This is a genomic window from Alkalibacterium sp. s-m-28, assembly GCF_054658175.1.
In genome coordinates this window covers 1-18,010 of sequence record NZ_BAAGIQ010000020.1, presented here as the reverse complement: position 1 = coordinate 18,010, position 18,010 = coordinate 1, and the positions used below count along the sequence as shown (strand labels likewise).

At 40.9% G+C, this 18,010-nt stretch carries 14 protein-coding genes; all 14 read right to left on the bottom strand.

All coding sequences use genetic code 11. The features are described from left to right. Positions 1-275: 275 nt before the first annotated feature. Complete coding sequence (locus ACYQ4S_RS04620) at positions 276-1,880, bottom strand: xylulokinase (protein WP_459769653.1); 1,605 nt, start codon at positions 1,878-1,880, stop codon at positions 276-278. Between the two features lie 64 nt (positions 1,881-1,944). Then, positions 1,945-3,369, bottom strand: coding sequence for an L-arabinose isomerase (gene araA, locus ACYQ4S_RS04615; RefSeq protein WP_459769652.1), 1,425 nt, complete (start codon positions 3,367-3,369; stop codon positions 1,945-1,947). A 24-nt stretch (positions 3,370-3,393) separates the two neighbouring features. Further along, complete coding sequence (locus ACYQ4S_RS04610) at positions 3,394-4,086, bottom strand: L-ribulose-5-phosphate 4-epimerase (protein WP_459769650.1); 693 nt, start codon at positions 4,084-4,086, stop codon at positions 3,394-3,396. Between the two features lie 88 nt (positions 4,087-4,174). Next, on the bottom strand, positions 4,175-5,299 hold the full coding sequence (locus tag ACYQ4S_RS04605; protein WP_459769649.1) for a substrate-binding domain-containing protein: 1,125 nt from the start codon (positions 5,297-5,299) through the stop codon (positions 4,175-4,177). A gap of 153 nt (positions 5,300-5,452) precedes the next feature. After that, positions 5,453-6,616, bottom strand: coding sequence for a multiple monosaccharide ABC transporter permease (gene mmsB / locus ACYQ4S_RS04600; RefSeq protein ID WP_459769647.1), 1,164 nt, complete (start codon positions 6,614-6,616; stop codon positions 5,453-5,455). Next, positions 6,603-8,144, bottom strand: coding sequence for a multiple monosaccharide ABC transporter ATP-binding protein (gene mmsA, locus ACYQ4S_RS04595; RefSeq protein ID WP_459769645.1), 1,542 nt, complete (start codon positions 8,142-8,144; stop codon positions 6,603-6,605). The genes mmsB and mmsA overlap by 14 nt, the downstream gene beginning before the upstream one ends. A gap of 20 nt (positions 8,145-8,164) precedes the next feature. Beyond that, a complete protein-coding gene (chvE, locus tag ACYQ4S_RS04590) occupies positions 8,165-9,226 on the bottom strand; it encodes a multiple monosaccharide ABC transporter substrate-binding protein (protein WP_459769643.1) in 1,062 nt (353 codons plus the stop codon). 349 nt (positions 9,227-9,575) lie between these two features. Then, positions 9,576-9,716 (bottom strand): hypothetical protein, encoded by a 141-nt coding sequence (locus ACYQ4S_RS04585; protein WP_459769641.1) that lies wholly within the window; start codon positions 9,714-9,716, stop codon positions 9,576-9,578. A 129-nt stretch (positions 9,717-9,845) separates the two neighbouring features. Continuing rightward, a complete protein-coding gene (locus tag ACYQ4S_RS04580) occupies positions 9,846-10,358 on the bottom strand; it encodes a hypothetical protein (RefSeq protein WP_459769640.1) in 513 nt (170 codons plus the stop codon). 24 nt (positions 10,359-10,382) lie between these two features. Then, a complete protein-coding gene (locus tag ACYQ4S_RS04575; RefSeq protein ID WP_459769638.1) occupies positions 10,383-11,186 on the bottom strand; it encodes an extracellular solute-binding protein in 804 nt (267 codons plus the stop codon). Positions 11,187-11,540: 354 nt separating this feature from the next. Next, on the bottom strand, positions 11,541-13,091 hold the full coding sequence (locus ACYQ4S_RS04570) for a glycoside hydrolase family 43 protein (RefSeq protein WP_346024852.1): 1,551 nt from the start codon (positions 13,089-13,091) through the stop codon (positions 11,541-11,543). A 98-nt stretch (positions 13,092-13,189) separates the two neighbouring features. Next, on the bottom strand, positions 13,190-14,281 hold the full coding sequence (locus tag ACYQ4S_RS04565) for a substrate-binding domain-containing protein (protein ID WP_459769636.1): 1,092 nt from the start codon (positions 14,279-14,281) through the stop codon (positions 13,190-13,192). Positions 14,282-14,469: 188 nt separating this feature from the next. Beyond that, on the bottom strand, positions 14,470-15,879 hold the full coding sequence (locus ACYQ4S_RS04560) for a family 43 glycosylhydrolase (RefSeq protein WP_459769634.1): 1,410 nt from the start codon (positions 15,877-15,879) through the stop codon (positions 14,470-14,472). 370 nt (positions 15,880-16,249) lie between these two features. Next, positions 16,250-18,010 (bottom strand): type 2 periplasmic-binding domain-containing protein (locus ACYQ4S_RS04555; protein ID WP_459769632.1); only part of this gene is annotated, 1,761 nt, incomplete at its 5' end.

Below are 18,010 nucleotides of genomic sequence, written 5' to 3'. Positions count from 1 at the left end.
TTGTAGACATCAGAATCCTGAAAAAGCTAGCCATAATGATCCCCTTCACTTAACCCTGCAGCTATGCGCAAGTTTTCCATAGCATTACTTTTTTCAGAAGGGGTCCCTTCGTCGTGAAGCACCTTCCACTGGTAAGGAATCATTTCTGAATGAATCAGATTGATATACCTTTACCATAACGTATCGTGATAGGTCAGTTTCATTTGTACCTCCAGAAAATTTTAGAATCCGCTGATAAAAAGGACTGAGGTTCACCCAGTCCTTTTGTGATTAAATCAGAGTATGACTTTTACTGCAGCTTTCTCTACTTCCAACATGTCTTCATAACGGCTCATAAAGGTGCTGAAATTCTTCTGTCCTTCGTCACTTGGTTCAACTGTCTCAGCTTTTTGGCTTCTGAAGACTTTATTTGATAAATAATCTTCCAGCTTTTCATTTTCCTCTTTGTTTACGGCAAAAGCAGCAAGCAACGCCATTCCCCAAGGTCCGCCTTCTCCCGCACTTTCCATAACAGAAACTGGTACAGTGAGGGCATCAGCCATCATCTGCTGGCCGACATGCTTCGTCTTGAAGAAGCCGCCGTGTCCTAAAAGCTGATCGACACTGACATCTTCTTTCTGAATCAAGATATCCATTCCCAGTTTCAATGTAGCTAAAGCAGAATAAATATGGGTGCGCATGAAGTTCGCCAGATTCAACGTGCTGTCAGGCATCTGAATAAACAGCGGCCGTCCCTCTTCAAGACCCGTTATCGGTTCACCCGAATAATAATTGCAGCTCATCAATTGACCATTATCTGCATCTGCCTCCAGCGCTTTATTAAAGAGCGTCGTAAAGAGTTTCTCGCTTGAAACCTCAAACCCTAGAGTTTCCACCAGTTCGTTGAAAAGGCGGGCCCAGGCATTAATGTCAGTTGTGAAATTATTGCAGTGAACCATCGCGGTCGGTTTGCCTGTTGGCGTGGTGACCATATCGATTTCCTCATAGTAGTTCGATAAGCTCTTTTCCAGAACCAGCATGGCAAATACCGATGTACCCGCTGAAACATTTCCTGTTCGTTCAGCTACTGCATTAGTTGCAGCCATACCCGTTCCGGCATCGCCCTCTGGTGGACACAATAATGCGTTCGGCTTTAACGTTTTAGAAGGATCAATAAGTCGGGCACCTTCTTCGGTGAGTTGACCGGCATATTCACCGGCTGATAAAGTATCTGGCAAGATATCCAGCAATGACCACGCTTTATCAATTGAAGCTGTTTTTTCATTATAGGCATGGACCATCTCCTGATTATACTTTCCAGTGGTACTGTCAATCGGGAACATCCCAGATGCTTCGCCGATACCAAGCGCTTTAACTCCTGTCAGCTTCCAGTGCACATAACCAGCAAGGGTCGTTAGAAAATCAATGTCTTTTACGTGCTCTTCTTCATCTAAGATAGCCTGATGCAAATGGGCAATACTCCAACGTTGAGGAATATTGAAGTCGAACAGTTCGGTCAGTTCTTTAGATGCCTGTTCTGTCGTCGTATTACGCCATGTACGAAAAGGCGTCAACAAATTTCCTGCCTTATCAAATGGCAGATAGCCGTGCATCATGCCTGAGAATCCCATAGCATCAATTTCTGTCAATTTTTCATCGAAGCGCGCTGCATATTGTTCTGCAAGCTGCTTGTAAGCAGTCTGAAGCCCTGTCCAGACCTCCTCAATGGCATAAGTCCAGTAGCCGTCTTCCAACTTGTTTTCCCAGTCATACGCTCCACTCGCAATTTGCTGATGGTTTTCATTAATCAGAACAGCTTTTATACGAGTTGAACCGAATTCCAGTCCAAGTATTCTCTTTGTTGCAGTGGTCTTACCATTTTTTTCTTCTGTAGTTAACATCCAATCATCCTTTACTATTCACTAAATAGGAGATACTCTTACAACGAGCATCTCCTATTGTAAATTAATCTATTAAAACAGTTTCCAAATCAACCAGTTTAGCCCAATCCAGAATGACATCCTTATCAAGCGCCAAGGTTGCGACTGTATGGTGTCCGCCACCCGCTTCAATCCATTTTTTAATGCTTGTCTTGAAGTCAGGATTTGGTTTCCAGATTACACGTGCGACCGGCAGGTTTGGTGCCTCTTCTTTTGGCGTAACAGCCTCAAAAGTATTGACCATCAAGCGGTAATGCGTGCCCAAGTCAAGCATGGAAATAGCGAAGCCTTCTCCAGCTTTCCCGTCAAAGACAAGACGAGCAGGGTCTTCTTTGTCGCCAATACCTAGAGGATTCACAACAACTTTTGGTTTCGTTTCGGCAAAAGTCGGATCCACTTCAAGCATGTGAGACTGAACAATATACTCGTCACCTTTCGTAAAGTTATAGGTATAGTCTTCCATAAAGCCGGTTGACTGGTTGTCCGTCATCACTTTAACCAGACGGTCCAGCGCAGCTGTTTTCCAGTCGCCTTCTCCTGCAAAGCCGTACCCTTCTGCATTCAAACGCTGAACAGCCATGCCTGGGAGCTGCTTCATGCCATGCAAGTCTTCAAAGTTTGTGGTAAAGGCCGTATAGCCACCTTTTTCAAGGAATCGACGCAGACTGATTTCAATTTTAATCTGTTCTTTTACGTGTGATTCGTAAAACTCTGCTTCATTTTCACCCGGGTTCATATCGTAGAGGGACTGACACTCGTCATACGTGGATTGGATGTCTGCATCACTCACTTGGTCCATTTCTTCAACCAGGTCCCCAATACCAAAGTAATCAACTGTCCAGCCAAACTGAATAGCTGCTTCGACTTTGTCACCTTCAGTAACCGCCACGTTACGCATGTTGTCTCCGAAACGCGCCACTTTAATGGCCTGAGATTCAGCAAAACCGACTGCTGAACGCATCCAGTTGCTGATTTCTTCGTGGACTTCAGGGTCCTGATAATGACCGACAACCACTTTATTATTCTTCTTCAGTCGCGCGTTGATAAAGCCGTATTCACGGTCACCATGAGCACTCTGGTTCAAGTTCATGAAGTCCATATCAATGGTTTTCCAAGGCACTTCTTTATTGAACTGCGTCGATAAGTGCAGCAGCGGTTTTTGAAGGAGTTTAGTTCCCGGAATCCACATTTTTGCTGGAGAGAATGTGTGCATCCATGTAATCACCCCGGCTACTTCATCCTGATAATTGACGTCTTTCATAACCGTTTTAATTTCATCAGCAGTGGTTACCAGTGCTTTAAATTTAATCGGAAAAGCAAAATTACCTTCTTCATTTAACGCGTCTGCAATCTCTTCCGCGTGACTCTTCACTTCTTCCAGAGCCTCCGGTCCATATAAATGCTGACTACCTACTACAAACCAGAATTCTCTTTTTGCTGTATTTAACATGTCTTTTATTCCTCCATCGTTATATTATTGACCGTAGTAAGCGTCTTTTCCGTGTTTTCTCAAATAATGTTTATCAAGTAGCGCCTGATCCATTCGTGAACTCTGACTACTCAGCATTAATCCGTGGTAAGTCATTTGAGCAACCTGCTCAAGAACAACTGAATTGTGCACCGCGTTAAGCGGATCAGTTCCCCAGGTAAAAGGACCATGATCGTTTACTAAAACACCCGGAATCTGATTCGGATCAATTGACCGATTTTCAAATGTATTGACAATAACAGTACCCGTCTGTTTTTCGTAGTCTATCTCAATTTCATCCTGTTTCATTCGTCTAGTGCAAGGAATGTCCCCATAAAAATAATCAGCATGAGTCGTGCCTGCAGCCGGAATATCTATACCGGCCTGTGCGAAACTAACGGCCCACGGTGAATGCGTATGCACGACCCCGCCGATGTCTTTGAATTGCTTATATAGTTCGATATGTGTTGCGGTATCACTTGAGGGTTTCATCTCACCTTCTACTACTTTGCCATCAAAATCGACGACAACCATATTTTCAGGAGATAGAGTTGAATACTCCACCCCGCTAGGCTTGATGACAATATAGTTGTTTTCTCGGTCAATCCCACTCACATTTCCCCAGGTAAATACAACGAGATTGTGTTCAGGTAGAGCCATGTTGGCTTCATAAACTTGTTGTTTAAGTTGTTCCAGCAACTGCTTCACATCCTATTTTAGTGATTTCTATAAAGTCATTTATATTACTCTTGAATTGGTACGTACATGTCGGCGCATTATCAGGTTATCATTTTAAAGTTTCCTGCTCTTCGTCCGAATTATTATATTTGGGTCTACTAGATGAATTTCTAGTAATAATATTTGGTTCGAATATATAGTCAGGTATAGCAGTTCCTTCTTCAACCGCTTTAACAATTAATTTGGCTGCCTGCTTTCCCAATTCTTCTTTAGGGTGATCAATAGATGTCAGTTTAACTGTAGGATGAACTGTACTGTACAAACTATTATCATGACTAACTATTGAGATATCTTCTGGACAGCTAAGGTTCAACTTATCCATTTCCTTTATAAGCATGACGGCCACCTCATCGTTGTAACACACAAAAGCTGTCGGGAAATCTTTATTTTCGAGTAAAATACGAATTAATGATGGCAAGTTAGCCTTTCCTTCTGTATCGTATCTTAATATATTATCATTTGAAAAAGATAATTTAGTCTCATATAATGCTTTGATGTATCCTTTTAATCTGTTTTTCCCTTGTAAATCATCAGATTTAGTAATGATACCAATATTTGTATGTCCTTGTTTTATCAGATGGTCAGTCGCAAGTTTCCCTGCGGCTTCATCATTTAGGGCAACTACTGGCAAATCTAGCTCTTCATATGATGCATTCAGCATAACTACCGGTTTATGTCTTTCAGCTAGATTCAAATAATAGTTCAGGTTAGGGTTCATTAAATTACTTTTTGTCGGTTCTACAATGAGCCCATCAACATTTTGTTCAATCATACTTTCAAGAGAACGTTTCTCATTTTCAGTATTGTTTTGCGTACTCGACAACATCAGAGAGTAATTATGTTTAGTTAGTTCTTTTTCAATCCCTCTAGTTATAGAAGGAAAAATGTAATCCGAAAGATAGGTCGTTATAACACCTATTGTTCTTTTTTCTTTTTTAACAGCCTGTCTTGCTTTAAACAAGTCACTAACATAAGTACCGGATCCCTGCTGTTTTATTAAATACCCTTCATTGACAAGTTCTGAAATAGCCTGGCGTATTGTGTGTCGACTGACATTATATTCTTCACGCAAATCAGATTCGGATGGAATTTTTGTATTAATTACATAGTCATGATTCTCAATTTTATTTTGAATTGATTTTTTAATCGTAATGTATTTTGGTTCGTTTTTCATAATCCCACTCCTGCAATCCTATTAACAACCATAATCCGCCATGTTCATACTGAGCTAATCCAAAGAAATTCAACAATACTTTTTATAAGTTGTTTATATATTATTTGATTAAAAGCAACATCAAAGGTATTGTTTACCTTTGATGTTAGACTTTTATCTGCGTTTATTTTTGTTTAGAATATCGAAAGCTACAGCACCTAGTAAAACAAGGGCTTTAATTGCTTGCTGCCAGTCGATACCCACACCCAGAATAGACATACCATTATCCAGAATACCCATGATCAACGCACCAATTAGTGCACCGATAACTGTACCAGCACCACCTGTAAGTGAAGCTCCACCGATAACCGCTGCCGCGATGGCATCCAGTTCGAATGACTGACCTGCTTGAGGAGTGGCTGCATTCAGTCGACCGGCAAATACTAGTCCAGCTACAGCAGATAATACTCCCATATTGACGAATACCCAGAATTTGATTTTCTGTGTCTTAACTCCTGATAGCTGTGCAGCTTTTTCATTCCCACCAATAGCATAGACATGTCTTCCGCTTATAGTACGGTTAGTAAAGAATCCATATGCTAGGATTAATGTAACAAGTAGGAATAATACATATGGTACTCCGGCATAAGATGCCAATCTTTCAGTAAATGCTACTATGACTAAAGATACCCCTACTAGTTTAGCAATGAATAGGGAATTACTTTCAACAGAGATATTTAGTTCTTTATTTTGTTTTCTTCTGCTTACTTCTAATGCAATAAAACTAACTATTGCAACAATACCAATTACTATTGTGAGTAAATGATAGTCTCCACCATTTAACCAGTCATCTAAGAATCGTGAACTGACTGTTCTGAATTCCGCAGGGAAAGGAGCTAGTGTTCGTCCACCTAATGTAACCATAGTTAACCCTCTAAACAGCAACATTCCAGCCAGTGTTACAATAAAGGCAGGTATTTTCATGTAAGCTATCCAGAAACCATGCCACGCACCGATTAGTCCACCTATTGCCAGTGAAATCGGTACAGCAAGGTACATGGACATATTGTAGTTGATCATCAGTACACCAGCTATGGCACCAACAAAAGCAGCAACCGACCCAACAGACAGGTCAATTTGACCCGTAATAATAACCAGTACCATACCTATCGCAAGTATAATAATGTAACTGTTTTGCATAATGATATTTGTGACATTAAGCGCGGATAATGATGTCCCACCTGTTAATACTGAAAAGATTAGAATTAAACCAATTAAAGCTATACTCATTCCAAACTTTTCCAAATTCTGTGTTATGAGTTTTTTAATTTCCTTCACTTTCACTACCCCCGTCTGAAGTCATATACGTCATTAATTTTTCCTGTTCGGCTTCTTCAATTGGAAATTCTCCAGTAATCTTGCCGAATGATAGCGTGTAAATTCTGTCACTTATGCCTAGTAATTCAGGCAACTCAGAAGATATAACCAAAATGCTCTTACCCTGAGCCGCTAAATCATTTATAAGTTTATAAATTTCATTTTTAGCACCAACGTCAATTCCACGCGTCGGTTCATCTAGAATAAGAACTTCAGGATTTGTGAAAATCCATTTACCGAGTACAACTTTCTGTTGATTACCACCACTTAGATTTACAACTTTTTGTTCAATTGTTGGGGATATAATGTTCAATTTATTTCTGTATTCTTCGCCTACTTGAGACTCTCTATGGCGGTTTATTGTAAATTTTTCCTTAAGTTCAGACAAGTTCGCTAAACTGATGTTCTTCTTTATAGAGTCATCGAGTATCAATCCGTACTCTTTTCTATCTTCAGATACGTAAGCTATCCCATGATTAATCGCTTCACTAACGTTTGGTAATGTGACATCTTTCCCATTAATCCTAACCAGTCCATCAATATATTTTCCATAAGACCGGCCAAAAATACTCATCATCAGTTCAGTACGACCAGCTCCCATTAAGCCGGCAATACCAACAACTTCACCACTTTTAACATTCAAGTTGGCATTTTCAATAATATTTTTATCAGCTATTGTTGGATGACCTAAAGTCCAGTTTTTAATTTCAAATTTTATGTCTCCGATTGGATTGTTTCTTGAAGGGTAGAGGTCGGACAAATCGCGTCCAACCATTCCCTTAATAATTCTATTCTCTGTAATATTTTCATTTTTGATTGTCTCAATCGTCTGACCATCTCTTAGAATAGTAATGTTATCCGCTACTGCTAGTACTTCCTTCAATTTATGAGATATAATAATCGAAGTAATACCTTGTTTTTTAAATTCTTTTAAAAGCTCAAGCAGCTTTTCAGATTCAGTTTCATTTAATGCAGCTGTGGGCTCATCTAAGATTAATAGTTTTACATCTTTAGACAACGCTTTTGCAATTTCTACTAATTGTTGTTGGCCGACACCAATATGAGATATTAAATCATCAACGTTTGCTTTAAGCCCTACTCTTTCAACCAGCTCTTTGGCTTTTGAAGTAGTTTTTCTCCAGTCAATGAACCTTTTTTTTGTTTGTTCGTTCCCTAGGAAAATATTCTCAGCCACTGTTAATTCCGGGATTAACGCAAGTTCCTGATGGATAATGACAATGCCTTTATCTTCACTGTCATTAATTGTATTGAATACCGATTCATTTCCTTCATATACAATATTCCCAGAATAGGTGCCGTGAGGATGAACCCCACTTAAAACTTTCATCAAGGTTGATTTTCCAGCGCCATTTTCACCGACCAAGGCATGAATTTCACCTTCCATGACTTCAAAGTTGACGTTGTCCAATGCTTTAACCCCAGGAAATTCTTTTGTAATATTTTCCATTTTTAAGATTGGCTTGCTCATCATATCATCTCCAAAGAGTTCTATTCTACTTCGCTGCGATCAATATAACCTGAATCAAATAATACTTCTTCAATGTTGTTCTGATCTACTGATACAGGCTCTAATAGATAAGAAGGGACAACTTTCACATTATTATCGTATGTTTCCGTGTCATTTATTTCTGGCTCTTCGCCTTCAACAATAGCATCAACCATGTCTACTACTCGCTCTGCCAATTCGCGCGTATCTTTAAATACAGTCATCGTTTGCTTACCTTCTAGAATAGATTGAGCTGTTGCAACATATGCATCTTGTCCAGTAATTACAGGAAGTGGTCTTGCATCGCTTCCGTATCCAGCACTTTCAAGCGCTGAGATAATCGCTAAACTGATTCCATCATAAGGAGATAATACGGCATCGATATTTTCAGCAGAATAGTGCGAGTTTAAAATGTTATCCATGCGAGATTGCGCTTCAGCTCCATCCCAGCGTAATGTAGCCGCTTGATTAAATTCGGTTTGACCACTTTGAACTACTAAGTCTCCACTGTCAATATATGGCTGCAACTTTGACATAGCACCATCCCAGAAGAAGTATGCATTGTTATCATCCGGAGAGCCACCAAATAGTTCGATATTGTAAGGTCCGCCGTCGCCATTTTCTAAGTCCAGAGCTTCTACAATATAGCCACCTTGAATTTCCCCAACACCAAAGTTATCAAATGTAGCATAGTAGCTGACTTGTTCATGATTCATGATTAAGCGGTCATATGCAATAACAGGAATATCCATGTTTTCTGCCTGATCCAAAACATCAGTTAATGCTTCTCCGTCAACAGAGGCAATAATTAAAATATCTACTCCTCTTGAAATCATATTTTCAATTTGAGATAACTGATTCTCAACTATGTTTTCTGCATATTGCAAATCAGTCTCGTATCCTCGCTCTTCAAGTAACGCTACCATGTTGTTACCGTCTTCAATCCATCGTTCAGAACTCTGTGTCGGCATTGAAATACCTATTGTCGGATTATCAATACCATCTCCACCATTTCCACATGCTGCCAAAAATACTGCTGTAAAAGCTATTAGTAATAATTTCATTATATTTTCCCTCCAGTTTTATATTTAAATAACTTAGCGTGAACAAGTCTACCCTCCTTTATAACCGCATACATACGTACCTATTTATGATAAAACGGAAAAAATAACTCATTTAAAAAGAATGCCGTTTACATTTGGTACGTATATCTTTGATGAGTTTATTATACCATCCGATAAAACATCTTGCAAGCGTTTACTTATTATTCTTCCTATTTTCATATAAAGACTATGCTGCCAACCTGAATATTAGCTATTTTCATAAATTTCTGTAGTAACCAGTCATACGGATGACATGAAAAAAGCCGAAAAAATACATTATGGTTATTCCACAATATATCTTCCCAGCTTCTTATAGGTTTAAACTATTCTTTTGTTCGTCTATCTCATCTAACGTTTCTTCAAACTCTCTGTATGCATCATTAATCAGTTCCATGTAGGCATCTACATTCTGATTTTCCAGATCCGCCATGAATTCATCCCAGCGATCCATTGAGTACTAACCTGTAATGAATCTCAAGGTATACTGATTGACCGTATCCTGAAGTGGTGTAGACATCAATGCTGCTTGCTCCTGTTCTGCTGCAGACATAGGGTAAATCGGATCCTCTTCGATCAGTTCTCATTCTTCGTTCATGCGCTCCTGATACTCCATCTCATCCTCATTCATGAGCGACTGACGGATTTCAGCTGGACCGGCAAATGCAAAGGCTACATTACCAAACCCATAGTCTGCCTGAAGCTCTTCATCTGCATCAGTATTGAACTGTTCGAATCCGATGCCATTAACCGGTCGGTATCCACCAGCCACTTCATCGGTTCGTTCAAAGGTTTCGCCTTCTACACCCCATTGAGCATATTCCGTTCCTTCATCACTGTAGTACATACAGTCGATATACTGAATGACGGCAAGGAAGTCATCTCGTTCAGCTACGTCTGCATTCAGCATAATCCCACTGACCAGTTGTCCTCCGGCTACTTGTGGTCCTGCTGGTCCTTCAAGTAACGGCATACGAGTAAATTCGTATTCACCTTCGCCATGCGCTTCTGCCAGACCATTATTGAATTCACTTATTGTTCCTGCCTGTTCGGAACTGACAAAAGCTTCAAGATTCGTCAGTTTATTATTTGCCATGTCGCCATCCTGAGTGAATAGTTCCTAATCCAGCAGGCCGTCTTCATGGAGTCCGGCAAAGTATTCGATCATGTAACGGTATCCCTGCTGCTGAGGAGCGTAGACGAATTCATCTGCATCCTCGTCGAAGATTACACCTCCGCCAAAGCCCCAGCCTCCTACAGTATCAAAGGATGCACCTGAGAAGTTGAACAGAGCATCTCCCTGCCACCATAAGGTCATTGGTTCAGTTCCTGTTTCATCTCGTAATACAACCAAGGCATCACGCAGCTCATCCCACGTTTCTGGTTCTTCCAGACCATACTCCTCGAACACGGTACGATTGTACTTCAGGCTGAAGTCAAAGTGAACATTTTCATTTAAACCGGGCAGCACATAGTAACTACCATCCAGCTGACGCAGGTTGTCGATCTGCTGTTCAAGTTCCCAGTCTTCAATTCTCTGCTGGAAATGGGGCATAAGATGTACGTAGTCTGAAATCGGCAGAATTACTCCGGATGATGTGAAATCGCCTTCATCTCCAGGCCAGGTATCCGTCGCATAGTCAGGCATATCTCCTGCTGCCACTGTAACTGATCGTCTCTCCTCGAAGTCCGACAACGGTACACTGATAATATCATAGAAGACATTGTGTTCTTCTTCCAGATGCTCGAAAAACAGCCAGTCGTTATCTACCGGGTAGTCCGGAATATCTCTGTAAAGAATTTCAATATCAAGCGGTTCGGTAGCCACAAAGGTGTCACCAAATTCAAAATCTTCCATCGCACCAACCGAACCGATATCATCTTCTGCAATCTCCCCCTTCAGCCTGGTCGTTAGCGCCTTCATTATTACACGCAGTCAGAAGCAGTCCTCCGCATATCGTTAGACCGAGCATCCATGTTCTATTCTTATGTGGTGTCGTAATTTCCTCCGTTATCCTATTTATCGCTTCAATCATTTTATCAATTATAACGCTTTCACTTCATTCGTTAAATGACTGACATTATCAGCTCCTAGCTAAATAAAAAAACTGAAATCTTTTATCATCTTAGCTGAGAATGATAATGACTTCAATTTTTATGGGTTCACTTAGATTAAAGTTAAACTCGTTACAGTTGTACGTATGTTTAACTTGTTTTCACTATAACACAGCATAAGATGTACGGTCAAGAGGTGCACTAGAAATTATTAAGACTTTTCTCAGCTATTTAATGTAGAATAAATGAACGACTTGAAACGGGCATAACCACCAGTTTTTTCTGTTGCAAAGCTGAACAGACCGAATCGGCATCCGGTGAAATGGTCGAGTTTGAAAAAAAGCTGATGATCAGGTCCGACTTTTTTAAATTGATCCACTTCTCGTGAACGATAATAGAACGACGCGACATCCCTGCCATTTCTGAAATCAGCCTCAATCATAAGGTCAACGTGCTCTTCAGTCAGACTGATTCTTACCCATTCTTTTTCTGATCTATCTGTATCTCCCTTATTACTCATATCCTTTGAATCACTTTCTGATGTTCTGACCAGAAGCTGATAGTGACCATCTCCTTTTGTGACTGCTATAAAGCCATAGTCGCCCTGAAATGCACTGATACCAGCAAGGTCCCCATCATTCAATCCTTTAAAATCCACCCTGACACTAGCTCGGCAGTAAGGAAAAGTCATTCTCTGGGTCAATGTGTTTACAGCTTCCATCAAGTCTTTGACTTTCTGTTTGTGGCTGATTTCATAATAGCCTTCATCAGTATTTAAACTGAAACTTTCTTGATCTGGTTCGTGATTGAACTGCCACCAGTGCTGTAGACCGTAACCATTTTCCTGCTTCACTTTAAACTCGTCACTCGATACCATCTTATCGACATTGACAGGCTGTCTTATCGGGTAGCTGAAGGATTCTGGTATTTTATTTTTGTCACTGACTACAGGAAGTCCATCTTTCCAGTTTAAAGGGACGAGAACCGGCATCCTCCCTGCTGCACCCATATCCTGAAACAGCATCATATACCAGTTTCCTTCCGGCGTATCGACAATACCGCCCTGAGCCACTCCTTGTCCTGAAAATCCTGAATCGTCTTCAAGTATAATGTCACCGGTGTAAGGCCCATCTATTCGATCAGAAACAAAACAGGACTGCACTCTAAACCACTGGTCTGGAAGTGAACTGATCAGGAACAGGAAATACTTCCCGTCGATTTTGTATATATGCGATCCTTCATATCCCAGGACAGGATTGGGTTCCGACACGATAATCTTACTTATCCCATCATTTTTTGGCCCGGTCAGCTCGTCATTCAATTCTGTTACCCTGATATCTGTATTTCCATAAACAATATATTTACGGTCATCATCATCAAACAGAAGTGAGGCATCGTGGTAAAACCCTTTAACAGTTTGTTTCGTCCATGGCCCATTAATATTGTCAGTCCTGTACAGATAGGTTTGTTTAGTATCATTGGCAGCAAACAGCACGTAAAATGTTCCCAGGTGATAACGCAGTGTGGCTGCCCACATCCCTTTGCCGTAAATATTCTCCCCATCTTTTAACTGCTGTGCTGGAGTACTGTCCAGACGGTCATAAATATAGGAATGGTGTGACCAATGGACTAAGTCAGTGGACGTGAGCAGTTCTCCGCCAGGAAAGAAGTGCATAGTAGTAGATACCATATAATACCGATCCCCTACTCGAATAATATCGGGATCCGGATAATCTAATGGAATAATTGGATGAGGCACTGGCTTCTTAATCATAATATCCTCCTTGTAAATACAAAAAAAAGTTCAAAGAGCCTTCCTCTAAACTTTTTTTTGTCATATAGACATGTCTTGTGTTTAAATGGATTTAATGTTCAGTCTGTTAGTTTTCTTGTTGAATTTCTGACAACCAGTTCCGGTTCGAATATAATCGACTGCTGATTACTGTCGCCTTCTTCGATTGCGTTAATGATCCATCTGGCGGCTGCTTTACCGAGCTCTTCTTTCGGGTGACCAACTGTAGTCAGTTTCACCGTAGGCAGAGCCGTACTGTAGAAACTGTCATCGTGGCTGACCACTGAAAAATCTCCCGGACAAGATTTGCCGAGTCGGCTCATGACCTTGATGAGTTCAACAGCAATTTCATCATTATAGACAACAAATGCAGTAGGCAACTCATCGCCTTCAAGCATTTTGCTAATCTTTTCAGCCAAAAAAGGTTTGCTTTCCGTGTCGTATCTTAAAATATGGTCACTCTTGAAGGTCAGATGGGCCTGATGTAATGCCTTCAAATACCCTTTCAGCCTGTTTTTGCCTTGGATATCATCAGTCTTGGTGATCATACCAATAGACGTGTGTCCTAGCTCGATCAAATGTTCAGTCGCAATTCTACCAGCTTTAACATCATCTACTGCAACCAGAGGCAGATCCAGCTCTTCATATGAAGCATTGACCATAATGAGCGGGGTGTTCTTTTCTGAAAGACTTAAATAGTAGTTCAAATTCGGATTCATCAGATTACTTTTTGTCGGCTCAATGATCAGACCATCGACCTGCTGACTCAGCATACTGTCAAGACTCAACTTTTCATTATCCACATTGTTGCGCGTACTTGAAAGCATGAGAGAGTAATTGCAGCGCGACAGCTCTTCCTCTATTCCTCTTATGATCGAAGGAAAAATGTAATCAGAAATGTAAGTCGTGATAACACCGATTTTCTTTTTTCCGTTACTTGTCAGCTGAGTTTTGTACTGATCACTTACAAAGGTTCCTGACCCCTGCTGTTTAACGAGGTAACCTGTACTTACCAGTTCAGCAATCGATTGTCTGACTGTGTGACGACTTACATTATACTCCGCTCTAAGAACAGCCTCAGAAGGAATTTTCTCTCCTACCTGATAATCACCTTTTTGAATACGCTCTTTGATTTCATTTTTTATGGTCAAATATTTTGGCTTCGACGTCATGGATCTATCCTCCCTAGTATACTACTATATGTATTACCGCTATTGTACACTATTTCTCAAACTAATATAGCAGTTTTGAAGATATTTATTCAAGAATTATGCGGCGAGTTGACTTAAACCAGCCTTATCTAAATGCAGGCGAGTCCGGTTCTACCAATAAGATCCGGACTCTAGCTGCACTATTTATTTTAAGCTAGTTCAAACTGTAGCAGGCTTGCTCTTCCATTCCCGGCGTAAGTAATATACAGCGGGTGAACACCATCAGGGAAATCGATCTGAGTTGTATAATCCGTCCATACATTAGTAAAATCGACCGGGATCGTTCCCAGCACCTCACCATTCCAGCTGTTTCTTATCTCAAAATTTCCTTTACAGTACCCTCGAACCTTTATGGAAAGCTGTGTTGTCCCATTAAAATCAAAGTACTTATATCCGGCAGTTGCGGAACGAGTCATATTTTGTATATATCCAGGTTCTTCATCTCCATCTTTTCCATCTTGAGTGATCTTAGGAAACTGGCTGTCCATCCACAAGTCTCCAGTGTAAACAGCTTCGTCTTCATGGAATAAGTTGCATGCGATATGTGCTGGATAGACTCCTTTTCCTTCGAGCGGTGCTCCGTTAGGTCCATATGAAGTCATTTCAACTTGTGCAATCATTCCCTGCTCATCTACACTGATTTTTTCAAGACAGCCCTGCCTGCTGAAGTTTGATCCATTCGTATGTCTATGGTAGAAAATATACCAGTCATTTTTGATTTGAACGATGCTTCCATGGTTGTTTCCTCCGTAATACATTGGCTGATCAGCAGGTTTATAGGAATCAATATGCATGTCGTTGTTGCTTATGATGACACCTTTATATTTAAAGTCTCTATCAGGATACTTGCTGGTAGCGTAACATAATTCGTGCATAACAATAGAAGAATAAATCAGATAATAAGTGTTGTCTATTTTTCGGATCGATGGTGCTTCAAAGAATTCATGCCCTTCAAAACCAGTGCCTTTTCCGTTAGGTTCATTAGGCAGAACAAATTCAGTCTCCTGAACGATTGTCAGCATGTCTTTGTCAAGAACAGTAGCCATTGCTCCATGACGGGACGTGTCCCCTTTGGCACAGAAACCTGTGTAAAGATATACTTTGTCCTCTTCAAACAGTACTCCTGGATCAAACTGGGGATCATCTCCAGGTCTTTCCCCTAACAAATTGCCTTCTTTATCCTTGACGTAACCGTAAAATTCGTACTTCCCGGCAGGCGTATCACTGACGGCTACTGACACTACAGGAACTTTATCGAGAACATAGTATAAATAATACCTTCCATCCGCTCCTATAGTGACGTCTGGTGCATAAAGAGCCATAGCTCCTTCTGCATTCAGTGGATCATCTGTCTTCTTATAGATGATCCCTTCATAACGCCAGTCTGCTAGATCATCTACTGGGGCAGACCAGCACACGTAATCATTCAGACAGTATGCATGTCCATTGAATCGGTCATGCGAGCCATAAATATACACTCTGTTGTCAAATACATAAGGTTCTGCATCGGGTATGTACTCCCATGAAGGCAGGTAGGGATTGAATCCTTGTTTTGTCATTACGTCATCTCCATTAGTCATTTTGTCCAGAGAAAAACTGAAACCTGTATCACCTTAGCTGATAACGATAAAGATTTCAGTCTTAAAATGGGTTTGAAAATTTTATCATCTTGCACCCTGTCATCTAAAACTGATTCTCTACACGATGTTCCGGTGAACAGCCGAGGAAATCACTTAAAGAGTCAAAGTGTAACTGCTTTCATGTAAATAGAATACCATTAGGTAAAGGTACGGTCAAATTAAACAAAATTTGTCATCCATCTTTTTTCACCGGACATATTTACTGAAAGGTAGGTAAAAAGAGGAGCAGCGAATATCACGAGATGATATTCGCTGCTCCTGCACGACTTACTTAAATAATTGTACTGTCTTATTCAGCTGCTTCTAGAGATTCCTGGAAGTCTCTGTAAGATTCGTTTACAAGTTCCATGAACTCATCAACGTTCTGGTTCTCAAGAGCTGTCATGAATTCATCCCAGCGGTCTAAAGAGTACTGACCAGTGATGAATCTTAGAGTGTACTGTTCCACAGTATCCTGTAGAGGAGTTGAAAGAAGAGATGCTCTTTCCTGATCAGCCTGGCTCATTGGGTACGGAGGATCTGGAAAGACGATATCAAGCTCTTCGTTCATTCTTTCTTGCCATTCGAACTCGTCCTCATCCATGATGGACTGTCTGATATGAGCAGGACCGGCAAAGGCAAAAGCCACGTTACCAAATCCGTAATCTTCTTGTAGATCTTCATCAGCACCAGCGTTCATACGCTCGAATCTGATGTGTTCAAGTGGGCGGTATCCGCCGGCAACTTCATCAGTTTTTTCAAAAGTGACACCTTCTACGCCCCAGTGAGCGAATTCTGATCCTTCGTCACTGTAGTGCAGCCAGTCAAGGAACTGAAGTTTAGCAAGGAAATCATCATCATCAGCAATGTTAGCATTCAGCATGATACCACTGGATGTGTTGCTTCCGCGGATAACCTGTCCGTTCGGTCCTTCAAGGATACGCATTCTTGAGAATTCATATTCGCCTTCTCCGTGTGCTTCTTCAAGACTTTCATTCACGTCTGTCAGTGTACCCACGTTTCCTGAAGAAACAAATGACTCAAGGTTGACTAATTTATTTCTAGCCATTTCATCGTCTTGTGTAGTTGCTTCAATGTCAAGTAGGCCATCTTCAGTCAGGCCGGCGAAGTACTCAACCATGTCTCTGTAGCCTTGTTCCATTGGTGCATAAACAAATTCATCTTTTTCTTCATCATACATCGCACCATTCATGAAGCCCCAGCCGCCGATCGTATCAAATGAAGCACCACCGAAGTTCAGTAATGCATTACCTTGCCACCAAAGTGTCATGGCTTTGTCAGTTCCTGTTTCATCTCTTAGAGTTTCAAGAGCTGTTCTCAACTCATCCCAAGATTGAGGTTCTTCAATTCCGTGTTCATTGAAGACTGTCTCGTTGAATTTAAGACTGAAGTCAACTTGTACGTTTTCGTTAATACCAGGAAGTACATAGTATTTCCCGTCAGAGTGACGAAGGTTTTCGATCTGCTCAGCTACCCCGTCCCAGTTTTCCAGTCTGTCGGAGAAGTGAGGCATCAAGTGAACATAATCAGAAATTGGCAGGATTGCGCCAGACGGAACGAAAGGGGTTTCATGTCCAGCCCAGATATCAGTTGAGTAGTCAGGCATGTCTCCAGCTGATACTGTAACGGATAATCTTTCTTCCCAGTCGGATAACGGCACACTTATAGGGTTCATTGTTACATTGTGCTCGTTTTCCAAGTGTTCAAAGAACAGCCAGTCTCTTTCAAGGGGATAAGCAGGTAGGTCTCTGTAAAGCAGGCTGATTTCAAGTGGCTCAGTTGCTACAAATGTATCGCCGACTTCAAAGTTTTCCATTGCTCCTACAGAACCGATATCATCTTCAGTAATTTCTTCTTCCGGTGAACCGGCTTCTCCCCCGTTACCACAAGCAGCAAGCAGCAGTCCGCCTGATAAAGTTAAATACTCAAGTTTTGCAGTTAAAAAATAGCCTTTGACCCTTGGTGTCATTGACTTGGTACCGATTATTATGCCGCTTTTGATATTTGATTCAGCTGATTTTCTTTTAAAAATGGCTTGAAGAGTTCCGGT